The organism is Roseburia sp. (assembly GCF_041325975.1).
Taxonomy (GTDB): Bacteria; Bacillota; Clostridia; order Lachnospirales; family Lachnospiraceae; genus Roseburia; species Roseburia rectibacter.
The window spans coordinates 327,089-345,850 of sequence record NZ_JBGLEJ010000003.1 but is presented as its reverse complement, the minus strand read 5'-3'; the positions used below and the strand labels follow the sequence as shown (position 1 = coordinate 345,850).

The 18,762-nt window shown below is 42.5% G+C and carries 17 protein-coding genes; 16 read left to right on the top strand and 1 reads right to left on the bottom strand.

The features are described from left to right. Window positions 1–137: 137 nt before the first annotated feature. On the bottom strand, window positions 138–350 hold the full coding sequence (locus ACDD58_RS01975; protein ID WP_117922497.1) for a YjfB family protein: 213 nt from the start codon (window positions 348–350) through the stop codon (window positions 138–140). A 291-nt stretch (window positions 351–641) separates the two neighbouring features. Here ACDD58_RS01975 and ACDD58_RS01970 point away from each other — a divergent pair, with 291 nt between their 5' ends. The 16 genes from ACDD58_RS01970 to ACDD58_RS01895 all read left to right on the top strand — a co-directional run bounded on the left by ACDD58_RS01970 (window position 642) and on the right by ACDD58_RS01895 (window position 18,721). Next, window positions 642–1,838, top strand: coding sequence for a C40 family peptidase (locus ACDD58_RS01970; RefSeq protein WP_117922498.1), 1,197 nt, complete (start codon window positions 642–644; stop codon window positions 1,836–1,838). 889 nt (window positions 1,839–2,727) lie between these two features. Beyond that, window positions 2,728–4,413: a carbon starvation protein A gene (locus tag ACDD58_RS01965; protein WP_117922499.1), complete on the top strand. Its 1,686-nt coding sequence runs from the start codon at window positions 2,728–2,730 to the stop codon at window positions 4,411–4,413. 92 nt (window positions 4,414–4,505) lie between these two features. After that, window positions 4,506–5,171: a WecB/TagA/CpsF family glycosyltransferase gene (locus tag ACDD58_RS01960; RefSeq protein WP_243093950.1), complete on the top strand. Its 666-nt coding sequence runs from the start codon at window positions 4,506–4,508 to the stop codon at window positions 5,169–5,171. 8 nt (window positions 5,172–5,179) lie between these two features. After that, entirely contained in the window at window positions 5,180–6,055 is an 876-nt protein-coding gene (locus ACDD58_RS01955; protein ID WP_117922501.1) for a YitT family protein, read from the top strand. A 290-nt stretch (window positions 6,056–6,345) separates the two neighbouring features. Then, on the top strand, window positions 6,346–7,434 hold the full coding sequence (locus ACDD58_RS01950) for a CdaR family transcriptional regulator (protein ID WP_006855194.1): 1,089 nt from the start codon (window positions 6,346–6,348) through the stop codon (window positions 7,432–7,434). Window positions 7,435–7,448: 14 nt separating this feature from the next. After that, window positions 7,449–8,207 carry a cell division ATP-binding protein FtsE gene (ftsE, locus tag ACDD58_RS01945; protein ID WP_015520859.1) on the top strand — a complete coding sequence of 253 codons (759 nt, stop codon included), beginning with the start codon at window positions 7,449–7,451 and terminating at the stop codon, window positions 8,205–8,207. Then, entirely contained in the window at window positions 8,197–9,105 is a 909-nt protein-coding gene (gene ftsX / locus ACDD58_RS01940; RefSeq protein WP_117922502.1) for a permease-like cell division protein FtsX, read from the top strand. The genes ftsE and ftsX overlap by 11 nt, the downstream gene beginning before the upstream one ends. Next, the gene (locus ACDD58_RS01935; protein ID WP_370775409.1) at window positions 9,102–10,367 is read left to right on the top strand and encodes a murein hydrolase activator EnvC; all 1,266 of its coding nucleotides are present in this window, start codon (window positions 9,102–9,104) and stop codon (window positions 10,365–10,367) included. The genes ftsX and ACDD58_RS01935 overlap by 4 nt, the downstream gene beginning before the upstream one ends. A 570-nt stretch (window positions 10,368–10,937) precedes the next feature. Continuing rightward, complete coding sequence (locus ACDD58_RS01930; RefSeq protein WP_118209826.1) at window positions 10,938–12,233, top strand: S41 family peptidase; 1,296 nt, start codon at window positions 10,938–10,940, stop codon at window positions 12,231–12,233. Continuing rightward, a complete protein-coding gene (locus ACDD58_RS01925; protein WP_117922505.1) occupies window positions 12,230–12,730 on the top strand; it encodes a VanZ family protein in 501 nt (166 codons plus the stop codon). Before ACDD58_RS01930 ends, ACDD58_RS01925 begins: the two co-directional genes overlap by 4 nt. Window positions 12,731–12,764: 34 nt before the next feature. Next, a protein-coding gene (prfB, locus tag ACDD58_RS01920; RefSeq protein ID WP_370775406.1) for a peptide chain release factor 2 occupies window positions 12,765–13,902 on the top strand; the annotation gives its coding sequence in 2 pieces (ribosomal slippage) (window positions 12,765–12,839 and window positions 12,841–13,902; 1,137 coding nt in all). Further along, entirely contained in the window at window positions 13,895–14,680 is a 786-nt protein-coding gene (locus ACDD58_RS01915) for a TIM44-like domain-containing protein (RefSeq protein WP_370775404.1), read from the top strand. The genes prfB and ACDD58_RS01915 overlap by 8 nt, the downstream gene beginning before the upstream one ends. Window positions 14,681–14,818: 138 nt before the next feature. Continuing rightward, window positions 14,819–16,153, top strand: a complete 1,335-nt coding sequence (locus ACDD58_RS01910) for an SPFH domain-containing protein (RefSeq protein ID WP_370775402.1) — start codon at window positions 14,819–14,821, stop codon at window positions 16,151–16,153. A 2-nt stretch (window positions 16,154–16,155) separates the two neighbouring features. Then, window positions 16,156–17,316 carry a TFIIB-type zinc ribbon-containing protein gene (locus ACDD58_RS01905; RefSeq protein WP_117922509.1) on the top strand — a complete coding sequence of 387 codons (1,161 nt, stop codon included), beginning with the start codon at window positions 16,156–16,158 and terminating at the stop codon, window positions 17,314–17,316. After that, window positions 17,313–18,134: a YgcG family protein gene (locus tag ACDD58_RS01900; protein ID WP_117922510.1), complete on the top strand. Its 822-nt coding sequence runs from the start codon at window positions 17,313–17,315 to the stop codon at window positions 18,132–18,134. Before ACDD58_RS01905 ends, ACDD58_RS01900 begins: the two co-directional genes overlap by 4 nt. Before the next feature lie 143 nt (window positions 18,135–18,277). Further along, entirely contained in the window at window positions 18,278–18,721 is a 444-nt protein-coding gene (locus tag ACDD58_RS01895) for an ACT domain-containing protein (protein WP_249752575.1), read from the top strand. Window positions 18,722–18,762: the final 41 nt, after the last annotated feature.

Below are 18,762 nucleotides of genomic sequence, written 5' to 3'. Positions count from 1 at the left end.
AAAAGCATAGTCACTGTATCCTAGATCAGCTCTTATGAATTAACATGAAAAATCCCGGTACAGATGGTGTGATTCCCATCTGTACCGGGATTTTTTATTCTGCCGACATGATATATAATCTCTGATTTATAGATTGATTAAATATAAACGTCAATATTTCCACCAAGTCCCGGTGTTACGGAACGTTCCATCATCTGAACCATAGCGGTGCCCATTTCCTGCGTCATATCGAGCTGCTGGCTTAATAGTTCAGTAGAAACCGCATAGGAAAGGCTGGTCTGACTGACAGAAGAGCCTGCGTCGTAGGACTGTAATGTACTAAGTGCCGGCGTCATACCTGAAATATCCATACTGCACCTCCTGAAAAAATATTTATAACCTTATTATGACAGGAATCTATGGAAAAGACAAGCCATTTCCATGAAAAGACAAGCCATTTCCATGAAAAGATAAGCTATTTCCATGAAAAATTGAATAAAAAGAAATGTAATATTTTAGTAAAATTCACGGTTAATACAGGTTGACATGGAAATATGCCTTTGTTATAATAAACACGTAATAAATGTAACAAATTCGTAACAAACGATGAAATAGTTTTATAGTTGCGAAAACATGAAAACTCAGTTGGAGGCTTTTCGTAAATGAAGAAGAGAATGGTAAGAATTACAGGCTGTCTTTTAGCAGGAGCATTATCAATTGGCAGCTTTGGGTTAAATACATATGCAGCCCCGGTCGCAGGTGTTTCAAGTGTGACTGCAGCTGAAATTGCAGAGGGACAGACACCTGCAGCAGGTGTTTCACAGGCTTTGGCACAGTGCCTTGCAGACAGCAATGATGCAGCAGCTCAGGCAGCAGCAGAGCAGGCAGAGCAGGTCAGTGAGAATGAGACACCGGTTGTTGCTTCTGAATATACAGATATTGCGATTGCGCAGGTTGATAATTATGTAAATGTTCGTTCAGAGCCAAATACAGACAGTGAGGTACTTGGTAAGCTGTACAATAATTCCGCAGGAACAATCCTTGAGACAACAGATAACGGCTGGTATCGTATTAAGTCCGGTAATGTTGATGGATATGTAAATTGCGAATATGTAGTACCAAATGATGAGGAACTGGCAAAGAAAGTCAGTACTAAATACGCAAAGGTCAACACCACAACACTCCATGTAAGAACAGAGCCGTCCACAGATGCAAGTATTCTTACCATGGTTCCGGTTGGAGATGACCTGGTTGTTACAGATGATGAGTCTGTGGAAGGCTGGGCAAAAGTTACCACCGAAGAGGGTGATGGCTGGGTACATAAAGATTATGTAGATATTACGATCGAGTTTGTACAGGCTGAGTCTAAAGCAGAAGAAAAAGCAAGACTTGCAAAAGAGGAAGCAGAGCGTGAGGCAGCTGATGCAGCAGCAAACGCAGCAAGAAAGAAAGCAGATGGTAAGTTATCTTCATCAAAGAATTCTGGAAGCTCAAAGAGCTATGCAGCAGCAGGAAGTTCTAACGGACAGGCAGTTGCAAGTTATGCATCCCAGTTTATCGGTAATCCATATGTATACGGTGGAACAAGCCTGACAAACGGTGCAGACTGCTCTGGTTTTGTTATGAGTGTATATGCAGCATTTGGTGTAGGTCTTCCTCATTCTTCCAGTGCATTAAGAGGGGTTGGATATGGGGTAAGTCTATCAGATGCACAGCCGGGAGATATTGTATGCTACAGTGGACATGTTGCTATTTATGTTGGTGGTGGTACGATCGTTCATGCAAGTACGCCGTCAAGTGGTATCAAGTTCTCCAATGTAAATTACAGAAGTCCGATCTGTGTAAGAAGAATTTTCTAATTTATGATAAGAACAGCTATTGTCTTAGGATAATAGCTGTTTTTTTAATTCATAGGAAATTACGTCCTATAAAGAAAAAGTGGAGTATACAACATGCACAAAATATCATGGCGCAAAAAAAGTAATAAACAAAGGGAGAAAGTTATCCCAAAAGTTGTCCACTGTTAAAATGCCCTAAAAACGTGGAAAAATAAAGTTATACACGAAGTTATCCACGTTATCCACATTTTTGGTGTAAAAAAACATGGTTTACATAGTAAAAAAATCGAATATTTGTTTTGTGTATAAATCATAAAGTTTGCCATAAAATAAAAAACTGTGGAAAAGATATTGACTTTTTAAATATGAAAAAAGATTACAATACTTGAGAAAATATCTGATAATTCAGAAAAAAGATTCGAAATAATTAAAATGTGAAAAAAGCGGTTGACATTTGAAAAAAGAGTGCTAAACTATGTGGCATACAGATAAATAGAACAAATGCAGTGAACAGAATACCGTTATTGGAAGGCAATGCATTACAGAGAGTCGTTGGCTGGTGGAAAATGACATGCATCTTTTGATAATATCCTCTGCAAGCAGTACGCCGAAAGCCATCAGGTCAGTAAGCGGCACCGGAGCTCTTCCGTTACAGAGAGACCTGTTAGGGATATTTGTGTATGATAGATGCACGATAGGCATATGTATATGTGTGATATGATATATACATATATGGTACACAGAATATATGATGGGGCAGAGAGGTCATGGGAACATGGCAAGAAAAGTGGTATCGCGGAAGTATAGGCTTTCGTCTTTTGGATGTATAAACATCTATCAGACGAAAGTCTTTTTATTTATCTGAAAAAAAAGAAAGGAGTTGTCTGCAGTGTGCAGACGGTAAGAGGTTATGAATGGATTAGTAATTGTTTTAATTGGAATTGTAGCACTTGCAGCAGGATATCTGCTGTATGGAAGGTGGCTTGCAAAAAAATGGGGAATCGACCCGAATGCAAAAACACCTGCCTATACACATGAGGACGGACAGGATTATGTACCGTCATCAAAATTTACCGTATTTTCACATCAGTTTTCTTCCATCGCAGGAGCAGGACCTGTTACTGGACCGATCTTAGCATCCGTGTTTGGATGGGTACCGGTTCTGTTATGGCTGATCATCGGTGGATTGTTCTTCGGTGCCGTACAGGATTTTGGCGCACTGTATGCATCCGTAAAGAATGAAGGAAAATCGATGGGAATGATCATTGAGAAATATATCGGTAAGACAGGACGGAAATTATTCATGCTGTTCTGCTGGCTATTTACACTGCTTGTTATCGCAGCATTCACTGATATGGTAGCAGGAACATTTAATGGTGTCGGATTAGACAGCGCAGGAACTGCTTATGCAAACTCAGCAGCAGCATCTATTTCGATGTTATTTATCGTTGTAGCTGTTATCTTTGGCGTGATCCAGAAGCATGTTGGAAAAATGAATGAATGGGTAAAAGCAGTTGTTGCGATCGCTCTTTTAGTTGTGATGTTTGCAGTTGGTATGAAACTTCCAATCTATGCTTCAAAGACAGCATGGATCTACATCATCATGGCATACTTATTCCTGGCATCTGTTCTTCCAATGTGGCTTCTGATGCAGCCGAGGGATTACATGACAACATTTATGCTGCTCGGTATGATTATCGGTGCAGTTGTCGGAGTTGTCGTTGCACATCCGCAGATGCAGTTAAATGCATTTAATGGGTTTAATGTAAATGGAAGTGGATTATTCCCGACATTATTTGTTACGATCGCCTGTGGTGCAGTTTCCGGTTTCCATAGCCTTGTATCTTCCGGTACTTCTTCTAAGACAGTCAGCAATGAAAAAGATATGCCGATGATCGGCTATGGCGCAATGGTAGTAGAATCATTACTTGGTATTGTGGCACTGGTAGTTGTCGGAGCCGTTGCAGTCGGTGGAACAAAACCTGAGGGAACACCGTTTGCAATTTTCTCTTCTGGTGTTGCCGGCTTCTTAGAGAAACTTGGTGTTCCGGTTCAGGTTGCAACTGTATTTATGACTATGTGTGTATCGGCACTTGCATTAACATCACTTGACTCTGTAGCGAGAATCGGACGTATGTCTTTTCAGGAACTGTTTTATGGAGACAGCACCGATCCAGAAAAGATGACACCTGCACAGCGTGTACTGACCAATAAATATTTTGCGACAGTGATCACATTATTCTTCGGTTATCTGCTGACACTTGGCGGATACAATAATATCTGGCCGTTATTTGGTTCTGCAAACCAGCTCCTTGCAGCAATGGTATTGATCGCACTGGCTGTGTTCTTAAAGACAACAGGAAGAACCGGATGGACACTTTACATACCAATGTTCGTAATGCTGGCAGTTACATTTACAGCCCTGGTGCAGAAAACGATTGCACTGGTATCAAATATTGCCGCACATAATGCAACGTTTTTAGTGGATGGATTACAGCTTATTGTCGCACTTTTACTTATGATATTAGGTGTTCTGGTTGCATATAGCTGCTTAAAGAAACTGTTTACAACAGCCAAAAATTCAGAGCAAAAATAAGATACGGTTAGTATTTCTTGAAATATTACCCCATGTCTGCTATACTGTTCGCGTATATTTTTTCAATATATGGAAATGAATATGGGTGTAAAATGATTAAGAAGATAGATATTCTTGGAATACAACTGGACAATTATACAGTGCGGGAAGCAATCATGCGCGTGGAAGCCTGGTATGATAATAATGTGTTAAATGTTATCGAGATGGTTTCCATGCAGATGCTTACCGAGTCGGAAACAGATCCTGTGTTAAAAGAGGTGATCTCATCCCTTGATCTGGCAGTGATCGGAGAGAAAGGAATCCTTCAGGCGGCGGGAGTCGATACGATGCAGAGGATTCGAGAAACAGAAGAAAATGATTTTTCAGATGAATTTTTAAAGCGTGTGGAGCGTAACCGTAAATCTGTTTTTGTTATTGGAGAAACACAGGAGGCTGTTGATGAATTAATACAGGAACTTAGTGAGGAATATCCCAAGCTGGTACTGGCTGGTGCTGCTGCGACGGAAAACTGCGTTGGAGATCTTGAGGGTGTGATCAATGAGCTGAATGCTGCAACACCGGCTGTGATCATTTCGATCATTCCATCCCCAAAACAGGAACATTTCCTTGTAGAACACCGTGACAAGATCAATGCGAATTTATGGTATGGAATCGGCGGATTTGAAGTTCACCGGAAAAGATCGAAGATCAAAGGTTTTTTCTTTAATCTGATTCAACGTATCAGATTAAAAAACAGTATTGAAAAGTATGAAAGCTGAGGTTTGGTATGCAGAAGTTTTTATATAAAAGATCTCTGGTCTGGGATTATATCCTTATGCTGGTGGGAACGGCATTGATCGCAGTGAGTATTCAGTGTGTTTATGATCCGGTCAGTATGGTAACAGGAGGATTTACCGGTCTTGCAATCATTATAAAAGATGTGACTGGCAGACTGATTCCGGGTGGTGTTCCTTTATGGCTGACGAACCTTGTGCTCAATGTGCCGTTATTTTTAGCTGCTTTTAAGATCAAGGGGAAACGTTTTATCTGGAGAACGATCGTTGGAACACTTCTTCTTTCCCTCTGGCTTTATATACTGCCTCTTATCGATCTTACTGATGGTGATTATGTGCTGGCAGCGATTTTCGGCGGCTGTATTGGCGGTGTCGGAATGGGACTTGTGCTGCTGGCAAAATCAACAACCGGTGGAACGGAGATGGTGGCGACCCTGATCCAGCATTACTATAAACATTATTCCGTGGTACAGATCATACAGTTTTTAGATGGAGCGGTTGTGATCGCCGGACTGTTTGTGTTTGGTGTACATGTGGCATTGTATGCGATCGTTGCAATTTTTGTGACAAGCAAAGTGTCAGATGCGCTGATGGAAGGTTTAAAGTTTTCAAAAGCTGCATTTATTATCACAGACCATTATGATCAGGTGGCAAAACGTATTATGACAGAGTTAGAGCGCGGCGTGACAGGGCTTCACGCAAAAGGAATGTATTCCGGTGCGGAAAAATGCATGCTTTACTGTGTGGTTTCGAGAAAAGAGATTGTTCAGGTAAAAGAGATCGTAAGCGAAGTGGATCCGGATGCATTTGTAATTGTTTCAGATGCAAGAGAGGTACTCGGTGAGGGATTCCAGGAGCAGATGTCCTGAAAATTTTCTTTGTGAACTATGTACACTGTAAAAAATGGGAAAAAAGCAGGATACATTGAGGAAGTGCATAAAAAATATGCATTTCCTCTTTCTTTTTTTGCTGTTTTGCATTAAAATAGAATTTAGGTATTTTTAAGTGGGGACAATGGGTATATTTTTATTGTGAAAGTTGCCCATGCGTGCAATGGAGGTTATGTACTGTGACATACAGAAATTGACAGCTGATGTACACAGCAGCCCGATTTGCCGGGTGTGTTTCAAATGAAACGAAGATAGAAGGAGCGGAGCTTATGATTTCAAATCAGATACTTCAAAATACAATTGATGGGTTGAAAGGAATTACCCGCATTGATTTATGCATTATTGATGTAGAGGGGAAGGTGCTGGCTGCTACATTTCCGGAAGCAGACAAATATATGGAGCCGGCGCTTGCGTTTGTGGAATCTCCTGCAGACAGCCAGGTTGTAAACGGCTATCAGTTTTTTAAGGTGTTTGACGATCATCAGTTAGAATACATCCTGCTTGCCAACGGCGACAGCGATGACGTCTATATGGTGGGGAAAATTGCCAGTTTCCAGATCCAGAATCTTCTGGTAGCATATAAAGAGAGATTTGATAAAGATAACTTTATCAAGAATCTGCTTTTGGATAACCTGCTTTTGGTTGATATTTACAATCGTGCCAAAAAACTGCATATTGATACGGAAGTCAGACGTGTTGTTTTTATCGTGGAGACCAACCGCGACAAAGACGGTAATGAACTTGAACGTATTCGTGGCATTTTTGGAGGAAAGACCAAAGATTTTGTCACCGCGGTGGATGAGAAAAATATCATTGTTGTAAAAGAAGTAGGGGAGAATGAAGGATACGAGGAGATGAATAAGACCGCCGAGGTCATTGTAAATCTGTTCCGTTCTGATTCGGACAGTGATGTACATGTGGCATACGGTACGATCGTCGGAGAGATCAAAGAAGTATCTCGTTCCTATAAAGAAGCAAGAATGGCACTTGATGTAGGCAAGATTTTCTTTGAGGAAAAAGATGTTATTGCTTACTCTACACTAGGAATCGGACGTTTGATCTATCAGCTCCCGATCCCACTCTGCAAGATGTTTATCAAAGAGATCTTTGATGGTAAATCACCGGATGAGTTCGATGAGGAGACACTTACAACGATCAATAAGTTTTTTGAGAACAGCCTGAATGTTTCCGAAACTTCCAGACAGCTTTATATTCACCGTAACACATTGGTATATCGTCTGGACAAGCTGCAGAAAGCAACCGGACTTGATCTGCGTGTGTTTGAAGATGCCATTACTTTTAAGATCGCACTTATGGTAGTAAAATATATGAAGTACATGGAGTCGTTAGACTACTAGAAATGGAGATTGCTATGATTAAGTTAGAACATGTCAGCAAGTCGTACTCTGCAGGAATACCTGCGCTTAATGACGTGAGTCTTAACATTGAAGAAGGAGAATTTGTATTCATCGTCGGGGACAGTGGTTCCGGAAAATCTACGCTGATTAAACTTTTATTGAAGGAACTTGAACCGACGGAGGGTACGATCACAATAAACGGTCAGAAATTAAATAAGATCAGGCGAAGACAAATCCCGAAATTCCGTCGTAAGATAGGCGTGGTATTTCAGGATTTCCGCTTGTTAAAGGATCGTAATATTTATGATAATGTTGCATTTGCACAGAAAGTCATCGGAGAATCCACGCGTTCCATCAAAAAGAATGTTCCTTTGATGCTTTCCATGGTAGGACTGGCAGCAAAATACCGCTCATATCCGAAACAGTTGTCCGGTGGTGAGCAGCAGAGAGTTGCAATCGCAAGAGCACTTATCAATAAACCGAAGATTCTTCTGGCAGATGAACCAACCGGTAATCTGGATAATAATAATGCCTGGGAGATCATGAAGCTGATGGAAGAGATCAATAACAATGGTACAACGGTTGTTGTTGTTACCCATAACCTTGAGATCGTAAAAGCCATGAATAAACGTGTTATTACCATGCAGAAAGGTGTAATCGTGGATGACAGTGATACAGCCAGCAGTATTGTGACTGGTGATAATGCTATCAGCCGCAGCCTGACGGAGCGCGATGTATTAAAACGCGAGGGAGATTACGATTATGAGGATTAGTACTTTTTTTTATACGATTAAACAGGGACTGGTCAACATCTGGAAAAATAAGATGTTTTCACTCGCATCCATTGCGACGATGACAGCGTGTATTTTTTTGTTTGGTCTTTTTTATTCAATCGTGACCAATTTTCAGGCAATGGTAAAAGATGCCGAATCCGGCGTGGCGGTCACAGTATTTTTTGATGCGGGTATATCAGAACAGCGCATTGAGGAAATCGGTGATCTGATCAAGCAGCGCGTTGAGGTATCCCATTGTGAATATACGTCTGCGGATGAAGCCTGGGAAAGTTTTAAAGATGTTTATTTTGATGGGAATGAAGATGCGGCTTCAAGTTTTGCTGGTGATAATCCGCTTGCCAATTCTGCAAGTTATTCTATTTATATGAATGATATATCAATGCAGAGTACGTTAGTAACTTATTTAGAGTCCATAGATGGAATACGATCTGTAAAACAGTCTGAAATGGTAGCGCATACACTGACTGATTTTAACAGTCTGATCGGTTACATTTCTGCAGGAATCATCCTGATTTTGCTTGGCGTTGCGATTTTCCTTATCAGCAATACGATCACGGTCGGTATTTCCGTGCGCAGGGAAGAAATTGGAATTATGAAACTGATCGGTGCAACGGATTATTTTGTCCGTGCCCCGTTTGTGGTTGAGGGAATCGTGATCGGGTTGATCGGAGCGGCGATTCCGCTTGGTATTTTGTATGTTTTATATGAGAAGATCATATTATATATTGGAGATAAGTTTAAATTTATCAGTAATATGATACAGTTCTTAAGTGTGGATCAGGTATTCCACACATTGGTTCCTGTGGCATTGTTACTTGGTGTTGGTATTGGATTTATTGGAAGCCGGATTACAATCCGCAAACATTTAAAGGTATGATAATTAATAAAAGTCAATGGATACACAGGATAACGGCTGTATTACTGATTGTGATGATCGGTGTGGTTGCCACAGTGCAGATAACACCGGCAGCAGAAAACAGCAGTGCAAAGAAAAGTGAAAATACATCCACATCTTTAAAAGAAGCGCAGCAGGAAAAAGCAGCTTTGGAAAAGGCTTTGGAAGATGCAAAACAGACCATAAACGAGCTCAAAGAGTCCAAAGGGGATGTGCAGGAAAAAGTAAATGACCTGAATACGCAGCTAATGAATATTTCAAGTCAGATCACTGCACTCGAAAACCGGCTTGCGCAGAAGAATCAGGAGCTGACTGAGAAAAAAGACCAGATCGAGGATACGAAAAGTCAGCTTGAAGATGCAAAAAAGCAGGAAGAACAGCAGTATGCGGATATGAAAGTGCGCATACAGTTTATGTATGAAAATGCACAGGAGTCCTACTTTGAGGCACTTTTCAGTTCAGAGAGTTTTTCAGATTTTTTAAATTCTGCTGAGTATATCATTCAGATTCAGGAATATGACAGAAAAAAGCTTAACGAGTATCAGGACACAGTGGATTATATTGAGAATGTGGAAAAACAGTTAGAAGAAGACTATGCCACATTAGAGGAAATAAAAAAAGAAGTAGAGCAGGAAAAAGCATCTGTTGAACAGGAAAAGGCTTCGGTTGCAGCACTTATGAAACAACGTGAGACAGAACTTGCCGGAATTGAGGGAAATATCGATTCGGCACAGAGTGATGCAGATTACTATGCGGCGGAGATAAAGGCACAGGAGGAAATCATTGCGGAGATCAAGCGTATCGAAGCAGAGAAAGCGGCTGCAGGCAAGCAGGATAATCCATATACAGGAGGAGTTTTCACCTGGCCTTGTCCGAGCAGTACGCGTGTGACCAGTGATTATGGAACACGTGTGTCGCCGATGGGAGGTGCTTCTTCCAATCATAAAGGAATTGACATCGGAGCGTCCGGAGGTGCTGCGATCGTGGCGGCAGCGGATGGAACGGTTACGACGGCAGCCTACAGTAGTGCTGCCGGCAATTATGTGATGATCGATCATGGCGGTGGATTATATACTGTATATATGCATGCGTCTGCGCTTCTGGTTTCACCAGGTCAGACAGTATCTGCCGGACAGACGATCGCACAGGTCGGAAGTACGGGTATTTCTACTGGAAATCATTTACACTTTGGTGTATCATTAAACGGAAGCTATGTCAGCCCGTGGAGTTATCTGGGCAGATGATGCGGATGTTTTTGGGACTACCGCAATGCGCGGTGGTCCTTTTTAAATTGGTTGGATTTGGGTGTCAAAAGGTGGCTTTTAATTTTGGGATTGTCAAATTGCATAAGGCAGTGTCTGTTTTGTTCCGTTGTACGAAAATAAGAAAAGCTAAGCTTGCCTGAGCTTAGGTTGTGGCGGAGTGACGTGAACGGCAACAACGAGTCATCCGTGACTCGATGCTGCCTTGTTCTGCCATCCGTGGCAGAACATCACTGTGTATCAACAGGCATACTAAGCTTTTCTAATTTTCTCCCAAAGTCACAAAAGCAGTCTCTGCCTTGTGCAATTTGACAGCCGCTAAGTTGTGAACCACCTTTTGACATCCGAAATCCGAAGCTTCATGGGAAATTTTGTCCCGATGTAGTAGGACAGCGAATCTTCACATATGAATGATATGATAAGTAATGTGGAGTGTAGTATAAAAGGCAATATGAAATAAAAATGCGGCTGGTCACACAACAGGTGTGAATGGCAGCGTAAAACGGCAGCATAAAAATCAACATAAAAACAGCGCAGGAATGGAGACAGAATATGGAAAATAAAAATGAGCAGCAGGTTCCGGAGATTATGCCAGAGCAAATCGGAGAACCGAAGAAAAGCAAAAAAGGACAGATGGCAAAAGGTGTGGCCTGCGGTATTGCAGGGACGATTTTCGTTGGATTTGTCGCACTGAGCGTAGTTACAAAAGTAACAGGAGCAAAAATCTACATAACGAATGCATCTGGTAAGACGGACTCGATCCTGGATGCAAAAACGGTTCAGAAGATCAATGAACTGAAAGCATATACAGATATGTACTATTATGACGAGGTGGATGATACCGAATTACAGGACGGACTGTATGAGGGCATGATAAGCGGTCTTGGGGATAAATATTCCGTCTATTATAATGCAGAAGATTATAAACAGATGCAGGTGAGCACAACCGGACAGTATTATGGAATCGGTGCGGGATTACGGCAGGACCCGGATACGATGGTAGTATCAATTTCCAAGATATATGAAGGAACACCTTCGGATGAAGCAGGACTGCTTGCAGATGATGTGATCACTTCGGTTGACGGAACAGATGCCACAAGCATGGAAGTGACGGAACTGGTAAAACTGATCCGTGGTGAGGAGGGGACATCGGTACATTTAGAAGTATACCGTCCTTCTACCGGGGAAAATTTATCTTTTGATGTAGAGCGTAAAAATGTAACACTGCCAAGTGTGTCTTCACAGATGCTTGACTATAATATCGGTTACGTCCATATTGATTCTTTTGAGACAGAGACTGCAGACCAGTTTGAAAAAGCAGTGGCAGAGTTAGATAAAGAGGGAATGAAAGCAATGGTTTTGGATGTGCGCTATAATGGTGGAGGACTCGTTACCGCTGTTGTGCAGATCTTAGATGATATTCTTCCGGAAGGCACAGTTGTATACACGGAAGACAAAAACGGTCACCGCGAAACATATACGTCAAGTGGAGACACTTACATGGAATATCCACTTGCAGTGCTGATCAACGGAGACAGTGCAAGTGCATCTGAGATTTTAGCCGGAGCGATTAAAGATTACAAATATGGCACATTGATCGGAACAACTACATTTGGAAAAGGAATCGTTCAGACTATTTTCCCACTTGAAGATGGGGATGCAGTGAAACTTACCACAGCAAAATATTTTACGCCGAATGGAAACTATATCCACAGTGTTGGAATTGATCCGGATATTGAGTTGGAATATGAATATTTAGATCCGGATGGAACGGAATATGATGTAAAATATGATAACCAGATCCAGAAAGCAGTGGAAGTACTCACGGAGGAATTAAACGGAAAATGAACAAAACAGTAATGCGGTTGATTCTGGGAATCATGCTGATATGCTGGATGTTTATCATATTCTGGTTTTCCAATCAGCCAGCGACGGAATCTTCCGAGATCAGCGGTACGATCTCATACCGTCTGGTTGAAGATACAGATGATATTTTTAACTGGGGACTGACAGCAGAACAGATCAGAAAGATAGCAGGAAATATTGAATATCCAATCCGGAAAGCTGCACATATGACAGAATATGCAATTTTAGGATGGATCGCATTTGCATTTTTGGGTTCGTGTGGAATACAGGGGAAAATGCATTATATTGCAGTACTTGGATTCAATTTTTGTTATGCGTCGACAGATGAGATCCACCAGCTGTTTATCCCAGGGCGTTCCGGACAGTTTAAGGATGTCTGCATTGATACAGCGGGAACAGCAATAGGTCTTTTACTTCTTGCGATTCTCTTAAAAATATGGAGAAGGCATTGCGCAAAAAGAGCGCATACTTTACAATAGAAATATATCTTAAATATCAGAAAGAGGTGATACTGTGGTAGAACTTGATCAATTTAAAGTGACCCTGAACACATACAGGGAACCGCTGCAGGAAGTGAGGGATTCACTTTGACCTGGCTAATAAAGAGCAGCGGATCCAGGAATTAGAGAGGGAAATGGAAGATCCCGGTTTTTGGGATGATCCGGTTGTTTCCCAGAAAAAAATGAAAGAATTAAAGAGCATGAAGGATGATGTCGCAACTTATGCCGACTTAAAGACAGAGTTTGAGGACATTGAGACATTGATCGAGATGGGATATGAGGAAAATGATGCTTCCCTGATCCCAGAGATCCAGGAAATGCTCGATGAATTTACGAAGACCTATGAGGGAATCCGTATCAAGACTCTGTTATCCGGTGAGTATGATTCCGATGGTGCGATCGTCTCGTTACATGCAGGAGCAGGCGGTACGGAGTCCTGTGACTGGGCGGCAATGCTTTATCGTATGTATACAAGATGGGCATCGGACAAAGGATTTTCCGTGGAGGTTTTAGATTCTCTTGACGGAGAGGAAGCAGGTATCAAGTCCATTACATTCCAGATCAACGGAGAGAATGCATATGGATACATGAAATCTGAAAAAGGTGTACATCGTCTGGTTCGTATTTCACCGTTTAATGCAGCCGGCAAGCGCCAGACATCGTTTGTATCCTGCGATGTCATGCCGGATATCGAGGAAGATCTTGATGTCGAGATCAATGAGGACGATCTGCGGATCGATACCTACCGTTCGAGTGGTGCCGGTGGACAGCATATCAATAAGACATCTTCCGCAATCCGTATTACGCATATTCCGACCGGAATTGTGGTACAGTGCCAGAATGAGCGTTCCCAGTTCCAGAATAAGGATAAGGCAATGCAGATGTTAAAGGCAAAACTGTATCTGTTAAAGCAGCAGGAAAATGCAGAGAAAGCTGCAGATATCCGTGGCGAAGTGACAGAGATCGGCTGGGGCAACCAGATCCGTTCTTACGTTATGCAGCCATATACGATGGTAAAAGATCACAGAACCGGTGTAGAAACCGGAAATGTAGACAGCGTCATGGATGGAAAGATCGATATTTTTATCAATGGTTACCTGAAATGGCTTTCACTTGGATGCCCGAAGGGACTTGGAGGAGACGATGAGTAAGGGAACTGTCACGCTCCTTGTGATTGTCTTTGTTGTCTGCATATCCTGTGGTGCGGGATATGCGGCATACCGGATCGTGCGGGAAAAACTGCGTAGATTGTCCCGCATGGCGTTTGGCACAGATTCCATCACAGAGGGATTAGAACAACAGGCAAAAGAGCTTGCGGTAACGCCGAAATCCGTTTCTGCGATGACACGGATTTTTCTGCCGCAGATCCAGAGGGATTTTCCTGATTTTCATATCGAACAGTTTAAGGATAAAGTGGAAAATGCACTCATGCTGGCATTGCAGGCAATCTCTGCCGCAGATGCCGGCATTTTTGAAAGACAGATAAAAGATGGCGTTTCGGAAGAGTTTTTAGCGCAGATCAAAAACAGAATCCGTGAAAATGAGACGGAGTCAGTCACAGAGCACTACGAACAGATACAGATTCATCAGACGGAGATTGCTGGTTATGAGAAAAAGCAGGGTACCTGTGTGATTACATTCCAGAGTGCAGTCGGGTATCTGCATTACTGTGAAAAAGCGGGAAAAGTCTTAAGCGGCAGTAAAGAGCTGACGGAACAGACCAGATATAATGTACAGCTTATGTATATTCAGAATGAAAAACTTGCAGGAATGGACAATGCAGTCGGAACTACCTGCCCGAACTGCGGTGCGCCGATCACAAATCTCGGCGCAGCTTACTGTGAGTACTGTGGTTCGGCGGTGACGCTTTTGAACCTGAAAGTATGGACATTACATAGTTTTGATGAGACGGACTACCATCATTCATAACAAATGGTGGAAAACAATGGAGGAAAATCCTCTGCTCCTGCAAAGGCAGTCGCATTTTGCTCCGCAAAACAAGGAGAAAAATCCTCTGCTCCTGCAAAGGCAGTCGCATTTTGCTCCGCAAAACAAGGAGGATTAATTATGGGAATTATCAGAGCGATTACGCAGGCAATCGGTGGAGGTCTAGCCGATCAGTGGTTAGAAGTTTACGAAGCAGATGACATGGGGGACAACACTGTCTTTACGAGCGGTGTGCTGATCCGAAAAGGACAGAACCGGAAGGGAACACCGGATACGGTCAGCAACGGTTCAGTGATCCATGTGTATGATAATCAGTTTATGATGCTTGTAGATGGAGGAAAAGTTGTAGATTACACGGCTGAGCCTGGATATTATAAGGTGGATAATTCATCTATGCCATCCATGTTTAACGGGGAACTTGGAGAAGCGGTAAAAGAAACTTTCAGCCGTATCAAATTCGGTGGTCAGACACCAACGATGCAGAAAGTGTTTTTTATCAATCTGCAGGAAATCAAAGGAATCAAATTTGGTACCAGAAATCCGATCAATTATTTTGACAATTTTTATAATGCGGAACTGTTTTTGCGTGCCCATGGAACATATTCCATCAAAGTTACCAATCCGCTGCAGTTCTATGCGGAAGTCATCCCGAAAAACCAGGATCATGTGGAGATCTCATCCATCAATGAACAGTATCTGTCCGAGTTTTTAGAGGCACTGCAGGCATCAATTAACCAGATGTCAGCAGATGGAACAAGAATTTCCTATGTGACTTCAAAGGCAAGAGAACTTGGAAAGTATATGGCTACCACACTTGATGAAGAGTGGAACCAGATGCGTGGTATGGAGATCCAGAGTGTTGGTATTGCGAGCGTATCTTATGATGAAGAGTCACAGAAACTCATCAATATGAGAAATGAAGGCGCAATGCTCGGCGGTGATTTCAATGTAATGCGCGGTATGGCAGTCAAAAATCTGACTGAGGGTGTGCGTGATGCGGGAAGCAACGCTGCAGGAGCCATGAACGGGTTTATGGGAGTCGGCATGGGCATGAATGCGATGAACCAGACGTTATCAGGACTTGGTGCACTTCAGACACCGCAGGATCAGCAGGGGCAGATGTATGGAAATGCAGCACAGAGCCAGATGGCAGGGGGCATGAATCAGGGGCAGAATGCGGGAGCCATGAACCAGAGCCAGCCAAATCCGGCAGGCAGTGCAGCGGGCACATGGACCTGTGAGTGCGGTCACACCAACACGGGAAAATTCTGCAGTGAATGTGGAAAACCGGCACCGGCACCAAAGAATGAGTGGACATGTGAATGCGGCCATGTCAATACAGGAAAATTCTGCAGTGAGTGTGGAAAACCGGCACCGGCAGCAGAGTGGACGTGTGAATGTGGTCAGGTCAACAAAGGAAAATTCTGCAGTAACTGTGGAAAAGCGAGGAACTAATTATGGCAGTGATCAGTTTTAAATGTCCAAATTGTGATGGAGAACTGATTTTTGATCCTTCCACACAAAAGTATAAATGTGAATATTGTTTCAGTCTGTTTTCACAGGAAGAGTTAGATGCCATGAAGCCGGCACAGACGACGGAACCTCAAAATGCAGATGCTGCGGGCGCAGGAAAAGCATCAGGTAAACCGGAGGATAAGAAGCAGAGCCAGCCGGGAAATAAAGCAGGTAGTGGAGCAGAAAAAGATAACACGGAAAATAAAGAGTCAGATAAAGAAGCAGGGAAGGAAGCTGATGCAGTGACCTATACCTGTCCGAGTTGTGGTGCACAGATTGTGACGGATGCCACTACAGCGGCGACTTTCTGTTATTATTGCCATAATCCGGTCGTGCTTGGCGGACGGCTGGAAGGTAAATTCCTGCCGGATCAGGTGATTCCGTTTTCTGTGTCGAGGGAAGATGCAGAAAAAGGATTCAAAGATTATGTCTGCAAGAAAAAATTTGTCCCACGTGCCTTTTATAACAAAAAGCAGGTCGAGAGCATCACAGGTGTATATTTTCCATACTGGCATTACAATACCAGCCTGGAGGGAAAAATGCAAGGCGAGGCGAGAAATGTCCGCGTGTGGCGAACCGGAAACACGGAATATACGGAGACAAAGTATTATCAGGTATCAAGAGAAGGTGATGTAAAACTTGAAAACCTGACGGAAAATGCACTTGGAAAGGCAAATCAGGAGCTGATCTGCGGTGTAATGCCTTATGATTTTAAGGATGTGAAAAAGTTTCAGCTTGGATTTCTGTCTGGATTTCTGGCAGAAAAGCGTGATATTGAAAAAAAACAGATAGAAAAGAAAGTGCAGCAGGAAGCGCATGAGAGTGCAGAAAAACTGATGCGGGAACAAATAAATGGATACAGTTCCGTGTCGGTAAAAAATGCAGATTTCCGGGCATTAAAAGAAAAGTGGTCGTATACGCTTCTACCGGTATGGACAATTACATACAAGGCGAAAAACGAAAAAATCTATTATTTTTCCATGAACGGACAGACTGGAAAGGTGTACGGCGAACTCCCGATCGACTATAAAAAAATCTCACTTGTCAGTGGAATCGTCAGTCTGGTATCACTGGTCATTTTATTACTGGGAGGGCTAGCATGAGACAGAAAAGATTTTTATGTTTAAAGGGTATCGTATTTGCCTGGCTGTTTACGATTTTACTTGCAGCAGGCGGACAGCATGTATGCTTTGCAGCAGAAGAAAATGTTCCACAACAGACGGTATATGATGATGCTGCGCTTCTGACACCGGAAGAAATCGAGACGCTTGAGAGTGAACTGGATGCTGCGGGAGAGAAGACCGGATGGAATATCCTGGTGTTGACGACGGATGACACAAATGGAAAAACCACGCAGGAATATGCGGATGATTTCTTTGATGCGATTGCAGAAAACGGTGATGGTGTTGCACTCCTGATCGATATGCAGAACCGTGAAATCTGTATTTCTACCGGTGGCATTGCGATTAAGTATCTTACGGATGCGCGTATTGAGGATATTTTAAATGACGGATATGAACCGATTTCAGATGGAGAATATGAACAGTGTCTGTCTGTAATGTTAAAAGATGTGCTGGTTTATTATGATGAAGGAATCCCGTCAAATCAGTATGAGTATGAGGAGACGGATATTGAGATCACGCCGGCAGAATATGTCATCACCTCCGTTGTTTTAGCACTGATCCCGGGCGCTATTGTATTCCTGGTGCTTGTACTATTTTGCAAATTAAGGAATGGCAAATATAAATATGATGCTCACGAGTCCGGAACAGTGAATATAAAGAAACACAGCGATGTGCTTGTGAACACTGTTGTGACACACCGTCATATAGAAGAGAAGAAAGCAGAAGACAGCGGCAGGAGTACGGTACATACGAGCAGCAGCGGCGTAAAACATGGTGGAGGCAGTAAAAAATTTTAACAGCATAATAAAAAAATGTTCCTGACATGATAAAAAAGAGGTTGCGTATGCAGCCTCTTTATGTTATTATCTTCCTCATGAGGACAAGTGTCAGCGTGCAACAAACACAACAGATGAATTTCTAAAGAGAGGGATAGAGTCACATGAAAGAAAAAGGTCAGTATTATGTGCTGAAAGAAAAAGCAGTTCCGGAAGTCCTCTTAAAGGTGGTCGAGGCAAAGCGGCTGATTGAATCCGGTAAGATTGCATCCGTGCAGGAGGCAACAGAAAAAGTTGGCATCAGCAGGAGTTCTTTTTATAAATATAAAGATGATATTTTTCCATTTCATGACACGGCAAAAGGAAGGACGATCACATTAGTCATCCAGTTGGATGATGAACCGGGGTTGTTGTCCGTTGTATTAAAGACAGTGGCAGAGTTTCATGCTAATATTCTTACAATCCATCAGAGTATACCGATCAACGGTATCGCTTCTCTTACGCTCAGTGTGGATGTCCTGCCGCAGACGGGGGATGTGGCTGAGATGTTAGATCACATTGAGGAACAGGAAGGCATCCATTATGTGAAGATTCTCGCAAGAGAATAAGACATGGCAGATACAGCATATATTATAGTTCATAAATCAGG